Origin of the sequence: Actinoplanes auranticolor (assembly GCF_018332655.1) — a bacterium.
GTDB lineage: Bacteria > Actinomycetota > Actinomycetes > Mycobacteriales > Micromonosporaceae > Actinoplanes > Actinoplanes auranticolor.
In genome coordinates this window covers 36,319-53,621 of the sequence record NZ_BOQL01000080.1, presented here as the reverse complement: position 1 = coordinate 53,621, position 17,303 = coordinate 36,319, and the positions used below count along the sequence as shown (strand labels likewise).

Sequence of the window (17,303 nt, the reverse complement as noted above, 5' to 3'; positions counted from 1 at the left end):
TGCCGGGATGAGTCTGCGGTCGCTGGTCTATTCACTGTACGAACGACGGCTCGCCGGCAAGCTCGCCGGCCGGCCGGTGCCGCAGCATGTCGGGGTGATGTGCGACGGCAATCGTCGCTGGGCCCGCGAGATGGGCTACGTCGACCCGAACGACGGGCACCGGGTCGGCGCGGTGCGGATCAAGGAGCTGCTCGGCTGGTGTGACCAGGCCGGGATCAAGCACGTGACGCTCTACCTGCTGGCCACCGACAACCTGCAGCGGCCGGCCGCGGAGCTGGACCCGCTGGTCAAGATCATCGAGGACCTGGCGACCGAGCTGGCCGAGGACGGCAACCCGTGGCGGCTGCGTATCGTCGGCGCGCTGGACGTGCTGCCCGCCCCGACCGCGACCGTGCTGAAGGCCGCGCAGGAGCGCACCCGGGACCGCGTCGAGGGTGTCGAGGTCAATCTCGCGGTCGGCTACGGCGGGCGCCGGGAGATCACCGACGCGGTCCGGTCCCTGCTCTACGAGCACTCCGCGGCCGGACGCACGCTGGAGGAGCTGGCCGAGATGCTCGACGTCGAGCACATCGCCGAGCACCTCTACACCAAGGGCCAGCCCGACCCCGACCTGGTCATCCGCACGAGCGGGGAGCAGCGGCTGTCCGGATTCCTGCTGTGGCAGTCGGCCCACTCGGAGTTCTACTTCCACGACGCGAACTGGCCGGACTTCCGCCGCACGGACTTCCTGCGGGCCCTGCGCTCGTACGCGGGCCGTCAGCGTCGCTACGGCGCCTGAGGCTGCTCACCGCCAGCACCGCGATGACGATCGTGATGCCCGCCCACTCGTGCGGGCGCAGCGCCTGGCCGAGCAGCACCAGCCCGGCCAGGGCGGCGAGCACCGGGTGCACGCTCATGAACATCGCGAACAAGCGCGCCGGGACCCGGCGCAGGGCGATCAGATCGAGGGCGTACGGCAGGGAGCTGAGCCACCCCGCGCAGCCGGCGTAGGCCAGCCCGGTGGCACCGAAACGGTCCTGTGCGACAAGCGTCACAGCCACCGGCAGATAGCCCAGCGCGGACACCGTGGTCGCCGCCGCGGTCGCCTGGATTCCCGGCACGCGTGCCCCCAGCACCCGGTTGAGCAGGATGTACCCGGCCCAGCACCCGCCCGCGAGCAGCGCGCAGCCGATCCCGGCGACGTCGCTGGACGGGCCCGGCCGCACGAGCACGTAGACGCCGGCGCCGGCCACGACCGCGCAGGCCAGGTCGAAGCGGGTCCGCGAGCCGGCCAGAGCCAGCGTCAGCGGGCCCAGCACCTCCAGCGTGACGGCCAGGCCGAGCCCGATCCGGTCGATCGCCGTGTAGAGGCTCAGGTTCATCACCGCGAACGTGCCGGCCAGCAGCAGCGTCGGCCACCACTGGGGCCAGGTGAAGCGGTGCAGGGCGGGTCGGGCCACTGCGAGCAGGGCCGCTGCGGCCACGAGCTGGCGTACCGCGACGACCCCGGCGGGACCGGCGGTGGCGAACGCGTGCGCACCCACCGCCGCGCCGACCTGGTTGCTCGTCGCGCTGGCGAGCATGGTGGCCAGGCCGCCGAGCCGGGAAGATCTCATGCTTGCAGGCTTCGCCGCGGCGCCGGGCAAGAGAAATGACGAGTCCGCCACATCTATACGCTGAGCGTATGGATGTGCGCGTGCGCCAGCTCCGGGCCCTGGTCGCGGTCGTCGACGCGGGCACGTTCACCGACGCCGCGACGGTCCTCGGGGTCTCGCAGGCCGCCGTCTCGCGGTCGGTCGCCGCACTGGAGCAGGCCCTCGGCGCTCGCGTGCTGCAACGGACCACCCGGCACGTCGCCCTCACCCCCACCGGCACCCGGATCGTCGCCCAGGCCCGGCGCATCTTGGAGGAGATCGCCCACCTGCAGCGGATCGTCGCCGACGCGCGTACCGAGGTGCGGGTCGGCTACGCCTGGGCGGCGCTGGGCCGGCACACCCGCCGGCTGCAGAAGGCCTGGGCGGCGGCACATCCCCGGGTACCTTTGGTATTCGTGCAGGTCAACGACCCGACAGCGGGCCTGAGTGACGGTACGGCGGACCTGGCCGTCATCCGCCGCCCGCTCGAAGACCCCCGCTTCGCCACCGCCGAGATCGGCCGCGAGTCCCGCTACGCCGCGGTCGCCACGGACAGCTCGCTGGCCCGCCGCCGGTCCCTGCGCATCGAGGACCTCTCCCGGTGCACCGTCGCGATGGACACCCGCACCGGCACGACCACTCTGCAGCTGTGGCCGGCCGACGCGCGGCCGACGTCGATCCGCGAGACCCCGGCGGTCGACGAATGGCTGACCCTGATCGCGGCTGGGCAGGCGGTGGGGGTCACTGCCGAGGCGACGGCGCACCAGTATCCGCGGCCGGGCGTCGCCTACCGGGTGCTGCGCCACGCACCTCGGATCCCGGTGCGGCTGGCCTGGTGGCGCGACGATCCGCCGGACCAGCTCGGCGAGGTGCTGGCCCTGGCCCGCGCCGCCTACGGCTGGTCAGCGCCGGAGGCCGACAGCTGAGCGTCGGACACCGCTGCCGGGGCGTGGCAGTGCGCCGGGCCGTGGCAGTGCGGCAGAGCGCGTCAGCGGCGGAAGGCGTGCAGGGCGTCGGCGAGGAAGCCGGCGACGGCCTCGGGGGACTCCAGGGTCAGGTCCGCCGCGCTGGACACTTCCGCGCCGGTCTCCGGATTGGCCACCGCGACGCACATGCCGAAGAAGTCGGGATCAACCGCCTCGCGGGCGCGCAGCGCGTCGAACGCCTTGATGTCGGACATGTCGTCGCCGAAATACCAGGCGCAGCGGGCGTCCAGCACGCCCTCGCCGATCACCATGCCCTTGTCCTGGTCGACCGGCGGCTTGAGCTCGACGACCATCCGGCCGCCCTGGATCCGCAGGCCCACGCGCTCGGCCTGCTCGTGACCCCAGCGCTCGACCGTCTGGGCCAGCTGCGGCGCGGTGCGGTAGTGCAGGGCGACGGAGAGGCGCTTGTATTCCACCAGGATCTGCTCGGGCAGCTCGGCCTTGGCCCGCTCGGCCAGCTCGGCCATCGCCGGGACCCAGGGCAGTGCGGCCGGCTCGGTGACCACCGCGCCGCCGTGCCACACCTCGAGGCCGTACAGGCCGTACAGGTCGACGTGGGTCAGCGACTCGAAGCGCGAGCGCAGGAAGCTGACCGGCCGGGCCGAGACGATCGCCACCCGGCCCACCGCGCCGGCCAGCTCCTCCAGCACGCCCAGCACCGACGGCACGGGCTGGGAGGCGTCGGGATCGTCCGTGACGGGTGACAGCACGCCGTCGAAGTCGAAGAAGAGAGTCGTTTCCGCGGCCCGGGAGGCAGTGAACTGCCAGGCATCGGCGGCGCTGAGCGGGTGCGTGGGGCGACCCCGCTGGGTTTCGGACTCAGGGTGCGGCTCGGACTCAGGCACGAGTCCCAGCCTACCTGCCGGCCGGCCCGTCGCACGTCGGCGTGACGCTCCGAATTGGCGGATCACGCGGGTACTACCGCCGGTGGCAGTTGACCGCTAGCGTTCTTGTCATGGCACGGGGTCATCCCGGGCCAACCGGTCGGCCCGGACCTGCGACAAGAGCGCCACGGGGCCCCGCATCCCGGCTCCGTGCCAGGCACGGGCGCCGGACGTGGCGGACCGCGGGCGGACCGGGTTGCACGCCCGCTGGAGCAGGCCTGTGACATCTCGCCGTACTGACGCCGGGGCTTCGCAAGACCCGGCCGCCACCGTCTCCAGCAGTCGTACCGGCACGGGACGCAGGTCGTCCCGCGATCGGCACGCCGACGCGGAGCCCGCCCCAGCCGGGCGGGTCTTCGTGCTGGACACCTCGGTCCTGCTGTCCGACCCGGCGGCGTTCCGCCGGTTCACCGACCACGAGGTGATCATCCCCCTCGTGGTGATCTCCGAACTGGAGGGCAAGCGCCACCACCCCGAGCTCGGCTGGTTCGCCCGGCAGTCGCTGCGCATGCTCGACGAGCTGCGGATCAAGTTCGGCCGCCTGGACCAGCCGGTGCTCTGCAACGACGCGGGCGGCACGCTGCGGGTGGAGCTCAACCACGCCGACCAGAGCGTGCTGCCGCAGGGCTTCCGCAACGACTCGAACGACACCCGGATCCTGTCGGTGGCGCTCGGGCTGGCCGCCGACGGCCGCGACGTCACGCTGGTCAGCAAGGACATGCCGCTGCGGGTCAAGGCCGCGTCCGTCGGCCTGACGGCCGACGAGTACCGGCACGGCCAGGCCAGCGACCCGACCTGGGTGGGCATGGCCGACCTGGAGCTGACCGAGGACCAGGTCACCCAGCTGTACGCGGGTGACGAGCTCGAACTCGAGGAAGCGGACGCCCTGCCCTGCCACACCGGTCTGGTGATCCATTCCGCCCGCGGTTCGGCGCTGGGCCGGGTCAACCCGGACAAGACCGTACGGCTGGTCCGCGGTGACCGGGAGGCGTTCGGGCTGCGCGGCCGCTCGGCGGAGCAGCGGATCGCCCTGGACATGCTGCTCGACGAGTCGATCGGGATCGTCTCGCTGGGCGGCCGGGCCGGCACCGGCAAGTCGGCCCTGGCGCTGTGCGCGGGCCTTGAGGCGACGATGGAGCGCAACCGCCACAAGAAGGTCGTCGTCTTCCGCCCGCTGTACGCCGTGGGCGGCCAGGAGCTCGGCTATCTGCCCGGCAGCGAGTCGGAGAAGATGTCGCCCTGGGCGCAGGCGGTCTTCGACACCCTCGGGGCGGTGGTGCACGCCAACGTCATGGAGGAGGTCATGGCCCGCGGCCTGCTCGAGGTCCTGCCGCTGACCCACATCCGCGGCCGCAGCCTGCACGACTCGTTCGTGATCGTGGACGAGGCCCAGTCGCTGGAGCGCAACGTGCTGCTCACCGTCCTGTCCCGGATCGGGCAGGGCTCGCGGGTGGTCCTGACCCACGACGTCGCCCAGCGGGACAACCTCCGGGTGGGCCGGCACGACGGCGTGACGGCGGTGATCGAGGCGCTGAAGGGTCATCCCATCTTCGCCCATGTCACCCTCACGAGGTCCGAGCGCTCGCCGATCGCAGAGGTCGTCACCGATCTGCTGGAGGACATTCCGCAGTAACGCTCCGCAGTCGGTCGAGGCGGGGATCCGGGGGGTCCCCGCCTCACGCTGCGAAGGAGGTCAACTACATAAAGTGAGGAACTGGCTACCTGGAAAAGGCGCGGAATGGCGACCCTTTGCCCGGATTAACGCCTAAACGCCCTGTGATTCATTTCACAGGTGGGCGTCGCCATTTCACATCCACTTCACCGTGCGCCATGGTGGCTGGCGAGCATCACTCGCGTGGCCCGGCCGGTCGGAGATCGACTTGGTGGGTCACCGTGACCGGCGGAAGTCGCCCGGTCGCGCGGCCTGAAGGGGTCGACGATGCTCGCGGCGGGAGATGTCGCCGGGATTCGTCCCGGTGAATTCCGCCGCGTCATTGCCCCCGACGAAGGGATACTTCGTGAATCGGCTCTGGAGCCGGGTCGGAATCCGTGTGGCCTCGGTGGGCCTGCTCGTCGCAGGCGTGATCGGCGGGGTCTACCTCGGCAAGGACCAGGAAGTCCAGGCGCAGGGCGCCCCGCAGGTCAACGTCGTCGCCCAGGTGGACGTGGCCGAGATGCAGCTCCTGAAGGAGCGGCACAGCCGGCACGCGGCGGCGCGCGCCTACCAGCGGAAGGCCGAGGACGAGGCGGCCACCAAGGCGGCCGCCGAGGCCAAGGCGGCAGCCGTCAAGGCCCGCACCGCCGAGAAGAAGCTGATCGAGAAGAAGGTTGCCGAGAAGAAGGCGGAGGAGGCCAAGAAGGCCGAGTCCTCGTCGTCCGGCTCCGGCGCCACGGTGCCCTACACCGGCGACATCCCGGCCTCGTGCGACGAGTACAGCGGCAACCGGGCCACCGGCTGCGCCCTGATGCTCAACGCGGGCTTCAAGATCGACCAGTTCCCGTGCCTGGACAAGCTGTGGAAGAAGGAGAGCGGCTGGAACCACAAGGCCGCCAACCCCAGCTCGGGCGCGTACGGCATCCCGCAGTCCCTGCCGGGCTCGAAGATGGCGTCGGAGGGCTCGGACTGGAAGAGCAACCCGGCCACCCAGATCAAGTGGGGCCTCGGCTACATCAAGGGCCGCTACAACACCCCGTGCAACGCGTGGTCGCACTCGCAGAACACGGGCTGGTACTGATCCCAGCGTGACAAAAGGGGTACGCGCTTCGGCGCGTACCCCTTTTGCCGTCACCGGCCGTGATCAAATGTCCAGATGGTCGGGAAAGTCATGTCGGGGTTCGTGGTCGGGTTGCTCGCCCTCGTGCTGTCGGGCAACCAGACGGCGGCCCGCGCCGCTGACCACACCGAGCCGGTCCGCGAGGTCGTCGGCGGGGACCTGGCGCCGGCCGGCCGGTTCCCCTGGATGGTGCGGCTCTCGATGGGCTGCGGCGGAGTGCTCACCGCACCCGGGGTCGTGCTCACCGCCGGTCACTGCGTCACCGGCTCCGGCAAGGACGACACCATCGGTGTGATCGCCGGCACCACCGACCTCAAGTCCGGCGCCGCGATCAACGCGCGCTCGGTCGCGGTCGTGCGGGCCGGTGGCTTCCAGGACGAGACCCGGGGTGACGACTGGGCGCTGGTCAAGCTCGATCGCAAGCTCGATCTCCCGGTGCTGGAGCTGGGCCGCGGCAGGGTCGACGAGAGCGGACCGATGACCATTCTGGGCTGGGGCCAGACCAGCGAGGCGTCGATGCGCCAGCAGCACAAGCTGCGCTACGCCATCGTCACCCCGATCGGCGACAAGCAGTGCGCCAAGGCGTACCGCAAAGTGGGCGTGGAGCTGGTCCAGGACGAGGCGCTCTGCGCTGCCGGCCAGGGCGCCGACACCTGTCAGGGCGACTCCGGCGGCCCGATGGTGCGCCAGACCGCCGACCGCCGCTGGGTGCAGGTCGGCATCGTCAGCTTCGGCCTCGGCTGCGCCCGGCGCGGCTACCCGGGCGTCTACACGCAGGTGTCCAAATTCCACGCCGACATCCGCGCAGCGACCCGCAAGCTGAGCTGAGCGCGTCCGATCCGCCACACCGAGTTGGCGTCGCTGGCACTCATCGGCAACCATCGGGGGATGAGTTACCCCGGCGAGCGCGAGGATCAGGCGGCGCGATTCGGCACGGAGGCGTTCTTCGCCTCCATCGGCCGTGCCTTCGTGGCAATGTGCGCGGTCATCCCGGTGCTGTTCCTGATCGAGGCGATCGACGTCGGCCTCGGCGCCGGCCGGCTCGACGTGGCGGGCGGCATCATCCCGCACCGCATCGACGGCCTGGACGGCGTCATCTTCAGCCCGTTCCTGCACGCCGGCTGGGACCACCTCTACGGCAACAGCATCCCGCTGATCCTGGTCGGCACGTTCGCCCTGGCCGGCGGCACCCGCCGCTTCCTCTGGTCGACCCTGGTGATCGTGCTGGTCAGCGGCTTCGGCGTGTGGATAATCGGAGACCCGAGCAGCGTCGTGGTCGGCGCCAGCGGCGTGGTCTTCGGCTACCTGGGCCTGCTGGTCACCCGCGGCTTCGTGGAGCGCAGCTGGTGGAACCTCGGCGTGGCCGCGTTCATCGGGCTGCTCTACTGGTACCAGCTCTACAACGTGCTCCCGACCGACCAGCCGATCTCCTGGCAGGGACACCTGCTCGGACTGCTCGGCGGCGTGGTCGCGGCGATCATCTTCCGCCGTCGCCGGCCGCGGCCGGCCCCGGCGCTCTACGACCCGGGCACCACGACCCTCACCGACATCTGAGCCGGGCAGCCGGGCGACGCCGGGCAGCCGCGGCAGGCCGGGTGTGGGTCAGGCTCGTTTGCGCCGGATCGGGAGGACCGCCACGGCCACCGCGACCAGGGTCAGGGCCGCGCCGAGAACCGTGTTCCACCCCGGCCGCCCGGCGTCGGCCGGCACGAGCTCGTCCACCAGCAGCGCGCCGGTCACCTGGCCCGCGATCATGCCCAGCCCGAGCAGCAGCACGCCCGTGTAGCGCACCACCGCCGCGCCGAGCGCGATGAAGACGATGCCGATCGTCCCGCCGGCGTAGAGCCACCACGGACCCTCGGGCAGGGGCGCGGGAAACCCCCGCACGGCCAGCGACACCGCGAAGGCGATGAGCAGCACCGCCGTACCCATGACGAAGTTGACCAGGCCCGCGACCAGCGCGCTGCCGGAGACGGCCCGGACGTGGCCGTTCACGGCCTGCTGCCAGGCGATGCCCAGGCCCGCCGCCAGCGGCAGCACGGCCAGCGCCAGGGCGCTGGGATGCCCGATCCGGTCGCCGACCGCCAGCAGCACCGCGCAGATGGTCAGCACCGCCCCGGCCAGCCGGGCAGCGGTCACCGGCTGCGGCCCGGCCGGCCCGGCGCCCGCCCGGTCCACCAGCAGGCTGCTCGACGACTGGCCGGCGACCAGGGCGACGATGAAGACGGCCACGCCGAGCGTCGGCACGGTCAGGCCCTGGGTGGCGACCAGGAAACCGCCGCACATGCCGCCGACGCACTGCCAGGGACGGATGCGACCCTCGCGCAGGGCGCTGCGCAGCCGGCCCAGCCCGGCCCGGCCGGCCGGCAGCAGCGGCACGAGCACCGCCAGCACCAGCAGGCCGGAGCCGAACGAGACGGTGGCGGCACCGATCGGGTCCGCCAGGCGTACGGCCAGCTCGCCGTTGATCCTCGACTGCACGGCCAGGGCGACCCCCGCGACCATCGCGAACCCCGCCCCGCCGACCCGCCGCCCGGTGGAGACCGCGGGTGGGGCAGTCGAGGTGTGGGTCACTCGCGCACCGTCGGCAGGTGCCCGTCGAAGTCCACCGCCGAGTACAGCGCCAGCTTCTCCAGCCGGTGGTAGGAGTCGATCACCCGGATCGTGCCGCTCTTGGAACGCATCACGATCGACTGGGTGTGCGCGCCGCCGGCCCGGTAGCGCACGCCCTTGAGCAGGTCGCCGCTGGTCACGCCGGTGGCGACGAAGAAGCAGTTGTCGCCGGTGACCAGGTCGTCGGTGGTCAGCACCCGGTCCAGGTCGTGCCCGCCGGCCAGGGCCTTCTCCCGCTCGGAGTCGTCCAGCGGCCAGAGCTTGGCCTGGATCTCGCCGCCGAGGCACTTCAGCGCGCAGGCCGCGGTGATGCCCTCGGGGGTGCCGCCGATGCCCATCAGCACGTCGACGTCCGACTCGGTGCGCGCGGCCGAGATGGCACCGGCGATGTCCCCGTCGGAGATGAACTTGATGTTCGCGCCGGCCGCCCGGACCTCCTCGACCAGCTTCCGGTGCCGCGGCCGGTCCAGGATGCACACGGTCACGTCGGAGACGCTGGAGCGCTTGGCCTTGGCGATGCGGCGCAGATTCTCGGTCGCGCCCGCGTTGATGTCGATCACGTCGGCGCAGTCCGGCCCGACGGCGATCTTCTCCATGTAGAAGACCGCGCTGGGATCGAACATCGCGCCCCGCTCGGCCACGGCCAGTACGGCCACCGCGCCCGGCATCCCCTTGCTCATCAGCGTCGTGCCGTCGACCGGGTCGACCGCCACGTCCACCTCGGGCCCGGTGCCGTCGCCGACCTCCTCGCCGTTGAACAGCATCGGGGCGTTGTCCTTCTCGCCCTCGCCGATCACGACGACGCCCCGCATCTGGATCGAGTTGATCAGCTTGCGCATCGCGTCGACGGCGGCGCCGTCGCCGCCCTCCTTGTCGCCCCGGCCGACCCAGCGACCGGCGGCCATCGCGGCGGCTTCGGTGACGCGGACCAGATCGAGGGCGATGTTGCGGTCGAGATCCTGGGGGTTCTGAGCTACGGGCATGGGGCCTCCTCGCGACGGTGCGGGTGTGGTGCACAGATCCTCACACGCGGATATGCGCCAAGTCCCGTGTCCGCGACATGGTTAACAATGGAGAGGTGGCCACCCCTGAAGCAGCACCTGCGCCCGAAGCCGCCGCCGAGCCCGTGACCGCCGGCAAGCGTGGTGGCCGGTCCCCGCGCGACATGGCGCTGTCGCTCGGCATCCTGCTGGTGCCGATCGTGCTGCTGCTGCTCTTCTACCGTGTCGTGCTGGACGGCGACAAGCCGATCAGTGTCGAGAACGCCGAGTCCACCATCCAGCAGGCGCGCAGCGCTGCCGTCTTCCCGGTGGTCGTGCCGCAGGGACTGGGCGACGACTGGCACACGGTGAGCGCGACCTTCAAGCGCGACGCCGACGGCGCCACCCTGCGCCTCGGCTACGTCGACCCGGACGACGACCCGCTCCTGCTCGTCGAGAGCAGCGTCCCGACGGAGAAACTGCTCCCGGTCGAGCTGGGCGCGAATCCGAAGGCGGTCAGCACCTACAGCGACGGGGCGCGCACCTGGCAGCGCTACGAGGCCCGCAAGGGCGAGAACGCGTTGCTGCTGCTGGACAAGGGCCGCACGATCATCGTGGTGGGCGAGGCGGAGTCGAAGAGCCTGGAGAGCTTCGCCTCGTCGCTGCGCTGATCCGGCGGCTCAGTTGTCCGTCCGGGCGGCGCGGGCGGCCTCGATCCGCTCGCGGGCGCCGTCGAGCCAGCGCTGGCAGACGTCGGCCAGCTTCTCGCCGCGCTCCCACAGCGCCAGTGACTCCTCGAGCGAGCTGCCGCCCTGCTCCAGCCGTTCCACCACCGTCGCCAGCTCGGTACGGGCCTGCTCGTAGGTGAGTTTCTCGTCCGTCATTCCTGCACTCCCGCTCGAAGCTCGCCGTCGGCCAGCCGTACCCGGAGAACGTCGCCCGTCCCCACCTCGCCGGCCGCACGGACCACATGGCCGTCGGCCCGTTGCACGATCGCGTACCCGCGTTCCAGCGTCGCCCGCGGCGACAGCGCCCGCAGCCGGGCCAGGGTGTGCCGCAGGTCGTCGTCGGCGCGGCGCAACCGCTGGTCCAGGCTCCGCGTGGCCCGGTCCCGGAGGCCGCTGACCTCGCTCGCGCGCTGATCCAGCAGGACCTCCGGGCGGGCCAGCACCGGCCGCGACCGCCACGACTCCAGCCGGTGGGTCTCGCGGTCGACCAGCGCGATCACCGCCCGGTCGAGGCGGCGGCGGGCCTGCTCGATCAGGGCCGTCTCCTCGGCCAGATCCGGCACGATCCGCTTGGCCGCGTCGGTGGGGGTGGACGCGCGCACGTCGGCCACGTAGTCGATCAGCGGCGCGTCCGTCTCGTGACCGATGGCGCTGACCACCGGCGTCCGGCAGCCGAACACCGCCCGGCACAGCGCCTCGTCGGAGAAGGGCAGCAGGTCCTCGACGCTGCCACCGCCGCGGGCCAGCACGATCACGTCGACCGTGTCGTCGTTGTCCAGCACCTTGAGCGCGTCGATGATCTGCGGGACCGCGGTCGGCCCCTGGACCGGCACGTTGATCACCCGGAAGTCGACCGACGGCCAGCGCCGGCGGGTGTTCATCAGCACGTCGCGTTCCGCCGCCGAGGCCCGGCCGGTGATCAGGCCGACCCGCTGCGGCAGGAACGGCAGCCGGCGCTTGCGCTCCCGGGCGAACAGGCCCTCGGCGCCGAGCAGCTTCTTCAGCCGTTCCAGCCGGGCCAGCAGCTCACCCAGGCCGACCTGGCGGATCTCGTCGGCGCGCAGGCTCAGCGAGCCGCGGGCCGGATAGAACTCGGGCTTGGCGTGCAGGGTGACCCGGGCGCCCTCGGCGAGCTCCGGCGCACCGGCGTCGAGCACGTCGCGGTGGGCGGTGACGGTGAGGCTCAGGTCGGCCGACGGGTCCCGCAGGGTCAGGAACACCACGCTGGCGCCGGGGCGGCGGCTGATCTGCGCGACCTGGCCGTCGACCCACACCCAGCCCAGCTTGGCGACCCAGGCGCCGATCTTCTGGCTGACCACCCGGACCGGCCAGGGCTCCTCGGCGCTCGACTTCGCGGGCTGCTCGGGCTGACTCACCGGGCCAGCCTACGGGCGGTTCACCCGGGCGCGCGGGCCCGGGTGGCGCGGCGCGCCAGCGCGCTCAGGACCAGCAGGACCAGGCCCGCGTACGCCCAGAAGAGCAGATCGGCGAGCAGGTGCCAGTGGTCGACGTGCCAGCTGCCGCCGTCGTTGCGGGCCAGGAAGGTGAACGGGTAACCGTGGCGTACCGGGTAGGTGGTCATGCAGCACACCGCGTCGATGACCGGCAGCGCGCTGAACAGCATCCCGCCGGCCAGCAGGGCCGCGCCGGCCGCGCAGCTGACCGGCCCGGCTCCGGCGGCGCTCCAGCTCAGCGAGATCAGCAGTGACCCGCCGGCCAGCAGCATGGCGTGGAAGAGCAGGTACGCCCGATCGGGGGCGTGGTCCAGGTCGACGAGCAGGTTCAGGATCGCGATGGCCACGCTGAACCAGCCGGCCAGCAGCCGCAGGCCACCGCCGAACGAGCTCCACCGTCCGGGCGCCTCGTCCCGCGCGACCGGCCGGCCGGGGGACGCACCGGCGTTGCCCACGGCGCTCATCGCCCGAGTATCGCGCCCGGCGATCGTGCTCCGGGCGGAAACGGGCGTCGATCATGGGGCGAGAGCGGGCTCCGGGGTGCGCGCGGGCCGGCGGGCCAGCCCGGCGGCGGCCACCAGCAGCAGTCCCACGAATGCCCAGAAGTACAGGTCGGCGGCGAGGTTGACCGCGTCGATCTGCCAGCGTGACTGCTCGGCCACCTGCCGGGCGGTCGCCGGGTCGCCGCCCGAGCCGGCCCGGGCGATCCAGGCGGACGGCCAGCCCCGGGTGGCCAGGTACACGTACATGCCGCCGAGCTGGGTGCTCTGCGCGAGGCCGCCGGCGAGTGTGCCGGCCACGGCGGCGCCGATCGTGGCCGCCGCGGTGGCCCGGCCGGGCAGCGGCACGCGGTGCGGCATGAGCAGTACCAGTCCGCCGACGGCCAGCACCACACCGACGGCCAGGTCGGTCACCGGCCTCGGCGCGCCCAGGGTGAGCAGGATCCAGGTCAGCCCGCCGACGAGGCTCAGCGCGCCGAGCACACCCCGTACGGCGGCACCGGCCCGGTCCCGCATCGTCTTGCTTGTCGCATCCACCGCACGAGTATGCCGCGCGGCGGCGTGATCACCCCTGGCTCACGTTCCGGGCCGCGTGGCCCGGGCCGGGCTGTGGCGCCCGTCGCACGTCTGCTGACGGCTGCTCCGGGCACGTACCATGGCCGGGTGACTGCCGACCCGATCAGCCCAGGACGCAAGCGTGTGCTCCTCGCCAAGCCGCGGGGTTACTGCGCCGGCGTCGACCGCGCCGTGCAGACCGTCGAGGAGGCGCTCAAGCTCTACGGCGCCCCGGTCTACGTGCGTAAGCAGATCGTGCACAACAAACACGTCGTCACCACGCTCGAGGAGCGCGGCGCGATCTTCGTGGAGGAGAACGAGGAGGTCCCCGAGGGGTCGACCGTCGTGTTCTCCGCCCACGGCGTCGCGCCGGAGGTGCACGAGCAGGCCCGCGAGCGCAACCTCAAGGCGATCGACGCGACCTGCCCGCTGGTCACCAAGGTGCACCACGAGGCGAAGCGGTTCGCCGCCGACGACTACGACATCCTGCTCATCGGGCACGAGGGGCACGAAGAGGTCATCGGCACCGCGGGCGAGGCCCCGGCGCACATCCAGCTCGTCGACGGACCGGACGACGTGGAGAACGTCGTGGTCCGGGACCCGGCCAAGGTCGTCTGGCTCTCCCAGACCACGCTGTCGGTGGACGAGACGATGGAGACCGTCGCCCGGCTCAAGACCCGGCTCCCGCTGCTCCAGTCGCCGCCCAGCGACGACATCTGCTACGCCACGTCGAACCGCCAGCACGTGATCAAGGAGATCGCGCCGGAGTGCGACGTGGTGATCGTGGTCGGCTCCACCAACTCGTCGAATTCGGTGCGCCTGGTCGAGGTGGCCCTCGGTGCCGGCGCGCGGGCCGGCCACCTGGTCGACTACGCCTCCGAGATCCAGGAAGAGTGGCTGGCCGGCGCGACCACCGTCGGCGTCAGCTCCGGCGCCAGCGTGCCCGACGACCTGGTCATGGAGGTGCTCGCGCACCTGGCCGACCGGGGTTTCGGCGAGGTCACCGAGTTCACCACCGCCGAGGAGCGGCTGACCTTCTCGCTGCCGCAGGAGCTGCGCCGCGACATGAAGGCGGCAGCCGCGTCAAAAAAGGCCGCGGCTGTCGTCGACTAGCTCGGGTGCCTGCGGCTGGCGCGGGGTCAGCTCCACCTGGGCGGGCACGGCCAGCTCCTCGTCCGAGACGCCCATCTCGGCCAGCTTGCGCGCGCTGACCAGCACCCGTGACTCCAGCGACCCGACCGCCCGGTTGTAGGCGGTCACCGCGCCGCTGAGTGAACTGCCCAGCTTGCCGACGTGCTCGCCGAGGGTGGCGAGCCGGCCGTACAGCTCGCGGGCCAGGCTGTGCACCTCCAGCGCGTTGCGGGCCAGCGCTTCCTGCCGCCAGGAGTAGGCCACCGTGCGCAGCAGCGCGATCAGGGTCGCCGGTGTCGCCAGCACCACGTTGCGGCTGAACGCGTGCTCCATCAGCGAGGCGTCGCGCTGCAGGGCCGCATCCAGGAACGGGTCGGCCGGCACGAAGAGCACCACGAAGTCCGGCGTCTGGTCGAAGGCCGTCCAGTACGCCTTGGCCGACAGCGCGTCCACGTGCCCGCGCAGCACCCGGGCGTGCTGGTCGAGGTGGGAGTCACGGGTGCGCTCGTCGCGCGCCTCCATGGCGGACAGGTACGAGTCGAAGGGCGCCTTCGCGTCGACCACCACCGAGCGCCCGCCGTGCAGCCGCACCAGCATGTCCGGGCGTACCCCCTGGTGGTCGGTCGCCCCGGTGACCTGCTCGAGGAAATCGCAATGATCGAGCAGCCCGGCCGCCTCGACGATGCGGCGCAGCTGATGCTCGCCCCAGCGGCCCCGGACCTGCGGCGCGCGCAGCGCCGCAACCAGCTGTTTCGTCTCGGTGCGGAGCTCGCCGGAGACCGCGCCCATGGAACGGACCTGCTCGCGCAGCTCGGCGTAGGCGTCCACCCGGTCCCGCTCCAGCTCGGTCACCCGCTGCTCGTAGCGGCGCAGGGTCTCGTGCAGCGGCGCGACCGCGCGGGCCACCGCCTCCTGGGACTGCGCCGTCGCTTCGTACGACAGCGAGCGCAGGGACTGCTCCAGCCGGCTCTCGCCGTCCCGGCCGGCCTGCAGCGTGGCCTCGAGCCGGGCGATGTCGGTGGCGGCGCGCAGCCGGGCGGCCGACCAGCCGAGGGCGGCGCCGACCCCCAGACAGATGATCACCACGGCGAGCGTCGAGAAGGTCACCCTCGGAGCTTGCCAGAGGGGTACGACGAGATCGACGAGGGTACCGTCGAGAGATGAAGGTGTTGCTGCTGCTGGTACTCATCATCGTCGTCGTCCTGGTGATCATCCTGGCCACGCGGCGCAGCGGCGCGGCCCGCGAGCAGACCCGGCTCGAGGACGCCCGCGCCGAGGCTCAGCGCTGGTACGAACGGCTCGGCGGGCAGGTCATGAACCTGCACGGCGACGACCCGGCGGCCCGGCAGGCGCTGGCCGACGCGGGCGAGCGCTACAACGCCGCCGGCGGGCAGTTGCAGCAGGCCAAGTCGGTGCGGCAGTTCGAGCTGGCCCGGGAGTCCGCCCTGGAGGGGCTGGCCTACGTGCGCGCGGCCCGGCTGGCCATGGGCATCGACCCGGGCCCGGACCTGCCGCCGCTGGCGAGCGCGCAGGGCGCGGGTCAGATCACCCGCGAGCGCGAGGTCAACGTCCAGGGACATCAGTACAGGGCGGGCCCGCAGCCCGGTCCCCAGACGCCGTACTACTACCCGGGTGGCCGGGTGCAGGGCCGGCCGGTCCCGTCGGGCTGGTATTCGACGCCGGTCTGGAAGACGGCACTGGGTGCGGGCGCGGGTGTGCTCGGCGGCATGCTGATCTTCGACGCGCTGCTCTCGCCGGGCTTCGGCGACATGGGCTACGGCGACGGCTTCCAGGACGCGGCCGGCGGTGGCGACTTCGGGGGCGACTCCACCCAGGCCGGCGACTTCGGTGGCGGGGATTTCGGCGGCGGGGATTTCGGCGGCGACTTCTGAGCTCCGGCGTGGTCACCGCCCGCGGTGACCACGCTCAGTGCATGCGGCGGGCCAGCTCCCGGCGCAGCGCCCGCGGGCCCGGCCACACCTGGGTCAGGTCCGCGGTGAAGGCCGGCCGGCCCAGCGGATCGGCGTCGTCGTCGCGGATCGCCGGCCAGCCCTCGTCCTCCTCCGACACCGGGTGGACCCGGTCCAGGTCGACGGGGGTCACGTCGAGCACCGTGCGCAGGCCGTCCCGGCGTACCACCAGGTGGTCGATGTCCGGCCAGGCCAGCAGCACCGGGTCGCTGCCCTGGGCAGCCAGCTCCAGGCCGCCGGAGGACGCGCGCACCCAGGTGTTGAGCGCGGACCGGGAGGACAGCGTGTAGGCCCCGGCGACCAGGACCGCGATGACCGCGCCCTGCGCGAGGGTGGACCACCAGGGGTCGTCCGGGGCGCCGAGGACGAGTGCGACCAGCGGGGACACGACGACGTAGGCGACCAGCAGAGTGCCGGCCAGCAGGGCGAACGTGCGCCACGGCGACGACCGGAAGAGCACGGCGTCGTCGGCCGGCGGCTCGACCTCGTCGGGCGGGATCGACATGACCCCTATGCTGCCGTGTCGGCGGCGTCCACCGGGCGGCGTTGCCGAAGGTAGTCCCGCCGGCGGCGCAGATCCGCTACCGCTCGGGCGGTCTGCGCCGCGAAGCCGGCCGTGAAGACGCCGAAGAAGAGGGCCTGCCACCAATCGCGGCTGATGAGCTGGGTGACCGTCACCAGGCCCTCCAGCAGCACGAAGAAGGCCAGGCCCCAGACCTGCCACGGCCGGCGCAGGGTGCGCTGTGCGCTCTCCCGGGCCAGCGCGTCGATCCGGGCGTCGTCCGTGCGGCCCGTACGCAGGGCAAGCTCGACGGCTGCGCGGCTGCCGGAGTCAGCGGACGGCACCAGCGCCGGGTTCCGGGCCTGTGCTCGCAGGGCGCCCAGCCCCAGCAGGGCCGCGACGGCCAGGATGGCCAGACCGACCAGCACGGCGAGGGCGCCGTCGCGGGAACGCATGTCGTCGACCGTGACGAACACGACGGCGACGAACGCCAGGAAGAAGCCCACCGTGACGATCGCGGCCCGCTGGACGGCCCGGCGGGTGTGCGCGACGGAGGCGGCGCGGAGCCGGTCCCGGTCAGGAATCGGGTCGTCTCCGGTCATGCTCGGTCCTT

19 protein-coding genes and 1 pseudogene are annotated in these 17,303 nt (G+C 72.4%); 9 read left to right on the top strand and 11 right to left on the bottom strand.

What is annotated here, in order from left to right; all coding sequences use genetic code 11:
• Window positions 1-7: 7 nt before the first annotated feature.
• Window positions 8-778 (top strand): isoprenyl transferase, encoded by a 771-nt coding sequence (locus tag Aau02nite_RS41990; protein WP_212994257.1) that lies wholly within the window; start codon window positions 8-10, stop codon window positions 776-778.
• Window positions 779-794: 16 nt separating this feature from the next.
• On the opposite strand, the pseudogene Aau02nite_RS47070 reads toward Aau02nite_RS41990, so the two are convergent.
• Window positions 795-1,361, bottom strand: a pseudogene (locus Aau02nite_RS47070) (EamA family transporter); the annotation flags it as partial.
• 302 nt (window positions 1,362-1,663) lie between these two features.
• Between Aau02nite_RS47070 and Aau02nite_RS41980 the strand changes: the two are divergent.
• Window positions 1,664-2,539, top strand: coding sequence for a LysR family transcriptional regulator (locus tag Aau02nite_RS41980; RefSeq protein WP_212994256.1), 876 nt, complete (start codon window positions 1,664-1,666; stop codon window positions 2,537-2,539).
• Between the two features lie 62 nt (window positions 2,540-2,601).
• Here the strand turns inward: Aau02nite_RS41980 and otsB are convergent, their stop codons facing one another.
• A complete protein-coding gene (gene otsB / locus Aau02nite_RS41975; protein ID WP_212994255.1) occupies window positions 2,602-3,444 on the bottom strand; it encodes a trehalose-phosphatase in 843 nt (280 codons plus the stop codon).
• A gap of 259 nt (window positions 3,445-3,703) precedes the next feature.
• Between otsB and phoH2 the strand changes: the two genes are divergently transcribed.
• The 4 genes from phoH2 (at window position 3,704) to Aau02nite_RS41955 (ending at window position 7,811) form a co-directional block, all read left to right on the top strand.
• The gene (gene phoH2 / locus Aau02nite_RS41970) at window positions 3,704-5,116 is read left to right on the top strand and encodes an RNA 5'-3' helicase PhoH2 (protein WP_212994254.1); all 1,413 of its coding nucleotides are present in this window, start codon (window positions 3,704-3,706) and stop codon (window positions 5,114-5,116) included.
• 385 nt (window positions 5,117-5,501) lie between these two features.
• Window positions 5,502-6,218, top strand: a complete 717-nt coding sequence (locus Aau02nite_RS41965) for an aggregation-promoting factor C-terminal-like domain-containing protein (protein ID WP_212994253.1) — start codon at window positions 5,502-5,504, stop codon at window positions 6,216-6,218.
• A 75-nt stretch (window positions 6,219-6,293) separates the two neighbouring features.
• Window positions 6,294-7,085 (top strand): S1 family serine peptidase, encoded by a 792-nt coding sequence (locus Aau02nite_RS41960; RefSeq protein WP_246595848.1) that lies wholly within the window; start codon window positions 6,294-6,296, stop codon window positions 7,083-7,085.
• Window positions 7,086-7,145: 60 nt separating this feature from the next.
• Window positions 7,146-7,811, top strand: a complete 666-nt coding sequence (locus Aau02nite_RS41955) for a rhomboid family intramembrane serine protease (protein ID WP_212994252.1) — start codon at window positions 7,146-7,148, stop codon at window positions 7,809-7,811.
• Window positions 7,812-7,859: 48 nt separating this feature from the next.
• On the opposite strand, the gene Aau02nite_RS41950 is transcribed toward Aau02nite_RS41955, so the two are convergent.
• Window positions 7,860-8,762 (bottom strand): DMT family transporter, encoded by a 903-nt coding sequence (locus Aau02nite_RS41950; protein WP_212994312.1) that lies wholly within the window; start codon window positions 8,760-8,762, stop codon window positions 7,860-7,862.
• 65 nt (window positions 8,763-8,827) lie between these two features.
• Window positions 8,828-9,853, bottom strand: coding sequence for a class II fructose-bisphosphatase (gene glpX / locus Aau02nite_RS41945; RefSeq protein ID WP_212994251.1), 1,026 nt, complete (start codon window positions 9,851-9,853; stop codon window positions 8,828-8,830).
• 95 nt (window positions 9,854-9,948) lie between these two features.
• Between glpX and Aau02nite_RS41940 the strand changes: the two genes are divergently transcribed.
• Window positions 9,949-10,521, top strand: coding sequence for a DUF4245 domain-containing protein (locus Aau02nite_RS41940; protein ID WP_246595847.1), 573 nt, complete (start codon window positions 9,949-9,951; stop codon window positions 10,519-10,521).
• A gap of 9 nt (window positions 10,522-10,530) precedes the next feature.
• On the opposite strand, the gene Aau02nite_RS41935 is transcribed toward Aau02nite_RS41940, so the two are convergent.
• Genes Aau02nite_RS41935 through Aau02nite_RS41920 form a run of 4 tightly spaced genes read right to left on the bottom strand, consistent with a single transcriptional unit; the run spans window position 10,531 to window position 13,069 of the window.
• On the bottom strand, window positions 10,531-10,734 hold the full coding sequence (locus Aau02nite_RS41935; RefSeq protein WP_212994249.1) for an exodeoxyribonuclease VII small subunit: 204 nt from the start codon (window positions 10,732-10,734) through the stop codon (window positions 10,531-10,533).
• A complete protein-coding gene (gene xseA / locus Aau02nite_RS41930) occupies window positions 10,731-11,954 on the bottom strand; it encodes an exodeoxyribonuclease VII large subunit (RefSeq protein WP_212994248.1) in 1,224 nt (407 codons plus the stop codon). The genes Aau02nite_RS41935 and xseA overlap by 4 nt, the downstream gene beginning before the upstream one ends.
• Before the next feature lie 20 nt (window positions 11,955-11,974).
• A complete protein-coding gene (locus Aau02nite_RS41925) occupies window positions 11,975-12,496 on the bottom strand; it encodes a hypothetical protein (RefSeq protein ID WP_212994247.1) in 522 nt (173 codons plus the stop codon).
• Between the two features lie 51 nt (window positions 12,497-12,547).
• Window positions 12,548-13,069, bottom strand: coding sequence for a hypothetical protein (locus tag Aau02nite_RS41920; RefSeq protein ID WP_212994246.1), 522 nt, complete (start codon window positions 13,067-13,069; stop codon window positions 12,548-12,550).
• Between the two features lie 9 nt (window positions 13,070-13,078).
• Between Aau02nite_RS41920 and Aau02nite_RS41915 the strand changes: the two genes are divergently transcribed.
• The gene (locus tag Aau02nite_RS41915) at window positions 13,079-14,200 is read left to right on the top strand and encodes a 4-hydroxy-3-methylbut-2-enyl diphosphate reductase (RefSeq protein WP_438841229.1); all 1,122 of its coding nucleotides are present in this window, start codon (window positions 13,079-13,081) and stop codon (window positions 14,198-14,200) included.
• On the opposite strand, the gene Aau02nite_RS41910 is transcribed toward Aau02nite_RS41915, so the two are convergent.
• Window positions 14,171-15,325 carry a DNA recombination protein RmuC gene (locus Aau02nite_RS41910; RefSeq protein ID WP_212994244.1) on the bottom strand — a complete coding sequence of 385 codons (1,155 nt, stop codon included), beginning with the start codon at window positions 15,323-15,325 and terminating at the stop codon, window positions 14,171-14,173. The genes Aau02nite_RS41915 and Aau02nite_RS41910 overlap by 30 nt on opposite strands.
• Before the next feature lie 53 nt (window positions 15,326-15,378).
• Here Aau02nite_RS41910 and Aau02nite_RS41905 point away from each other — a divergent pair, with 53 nt between their 5' ends.
• The gene (locus Aau02nite_RS41905) at window positions 15,379-16,110 is read left to right on the top strand and encodes a hypothetical protein (protein WP_212994243.1); all 732 of its coding nucleotides are present in this window, start codon (window positions 15,379-15,381) and stop codon (window positions 16,108-16,110) included.
• A 34-nt stretch (window positions 16,111-16,144) separates the two neighbouring features.
• Here the strand turns inward: Aau02nite_RS41905 and Aau02nite_RS41900 are convergent, their stop codons facing one another.
• Together Aau02nite_RS41900 and Aau02nite_RS41895 are read right to left on the bottom strand one after the other, a co-directional pair.
• Window positions 16,145-16,693 (bottom strand): hypothetical protein, encoded by a 549-nt coding sequence (locus tag Aau02nite_RS41900; RefSeq protein WP_212994242.1) that lies wholly within the window; start codon window positions 16,691-16,693, stop codon window positions 16,145-16,147.
• Window positions 16,694-16,698: 5 nt separating this feature from the next.
• Window positions 16,699-17,292 (bottom strand): hypothetical protein, encoded by a 594-nt coding sequence (locus Aau02nite_RS41895; RefSeq protein ID WP_212994241.1) that lies wholly within the window; start codon window positions 17,290-17,292, stop codon window positions 16,699-16,701.
• Window positions 17,293-17,303: the final 11 nt, after the last annotated feature.

What these genes read in the sequence shown, in the direction of transcription:
- Aau02nite_RS41990 (WP_212994257.1), top strand. Translation starts at nt 8, where the DNA reads ATGAGTCTGCGGTCGCTGGTCTATTCACTGTACGAACGACGGCTCGCC.
- Aau02nite_RS41980 (WP_212994256.1), top strand. Translation starts at nt 1,664, where the DNA reads ATGGATGTGCGCGTGCGCCAGCTCCGGGCCCTGGTCGCGGTCGTCGAC.
- Aau02nite_RS41960 (WP_246595848.1), top strand. Translation starts at nt 6,294, where the DNA reads ATGGTCGGGAAAGTCATGTCGGGGTTCGTGGTCGGGTTGCTCGCCCTC.
- Aau02nite_RS41955 (WP_212994252.1), top strand. Translation starts at nt 7,146, where the DNA reads ATGAGTTACCCCGGCGAGCGCGAGGATCAGGCGGCGCGATTCGGCACG.
- Aau02nite_RS41950 (WP_212994312.1), bottom strand. Translation starts at nt 8,762, where the DNA reads ATGGTCGCGGGGGTCGCCCTGGCCGTGCAGTCGAGGATCAACGGCGAG.
- glpX (WP_212994251.1), bottom strand. Translation starts at nt 9,853, where the DNA reads ATGCCCGTAGCTCAGAACCCCCAGGATCTCGACCGCAACATCGCCCTC.
- Aau02nite_RS41935 (WP_212994249.1), bottom strand. Translation starts at nt 10,734, where the DNA reads ATGACGGACGAGAAACTCACCTACGAGCAGGCCCGTACCGAGCTGGCG.
- Aau02nite_RS41925 (WP_212994247.1), bottom strand. Translation starts at nt 12,496, where the DNA reads ATGAGCGCCGTGGGCAACGCCGGTGCGTCCCCCGGCCGGCCGGTCGCG.
- Aau02nite_RS41915 (WP_438841229.1), top strand. Translation starts at nt 13,079, where the DNA reads ATGCCGCGCGGCGGCGTGATCACCCCTGGCTCACGTTCCGGGCCGCGT.
- Aau02nite_RS41905 (WP_212994243.1), top strand. Translation starts at nt 15,379, where the DNA reads ATGAAGGTGTTGCTGCTGCTGGTACTCATCATCGTCGTCGTCCTGGTG.
- Aau02nite_RS41900 (WP_212994242.1), bottom strand. Translation starts at nt 16,693, where the DNA reads ATGTCGATCCCGCCCGACGAGGTCGAGCCGCCGGCCGACGACGCCGTG.
- Aau02nite_RS41895 (WP_212994241.1), bottom strand. Translation starts at nt 17,292, where the DNA reads ATGACCGGAGACGACCCGATTCCTGACCGGGACCGGCTCCGCGCCGCC.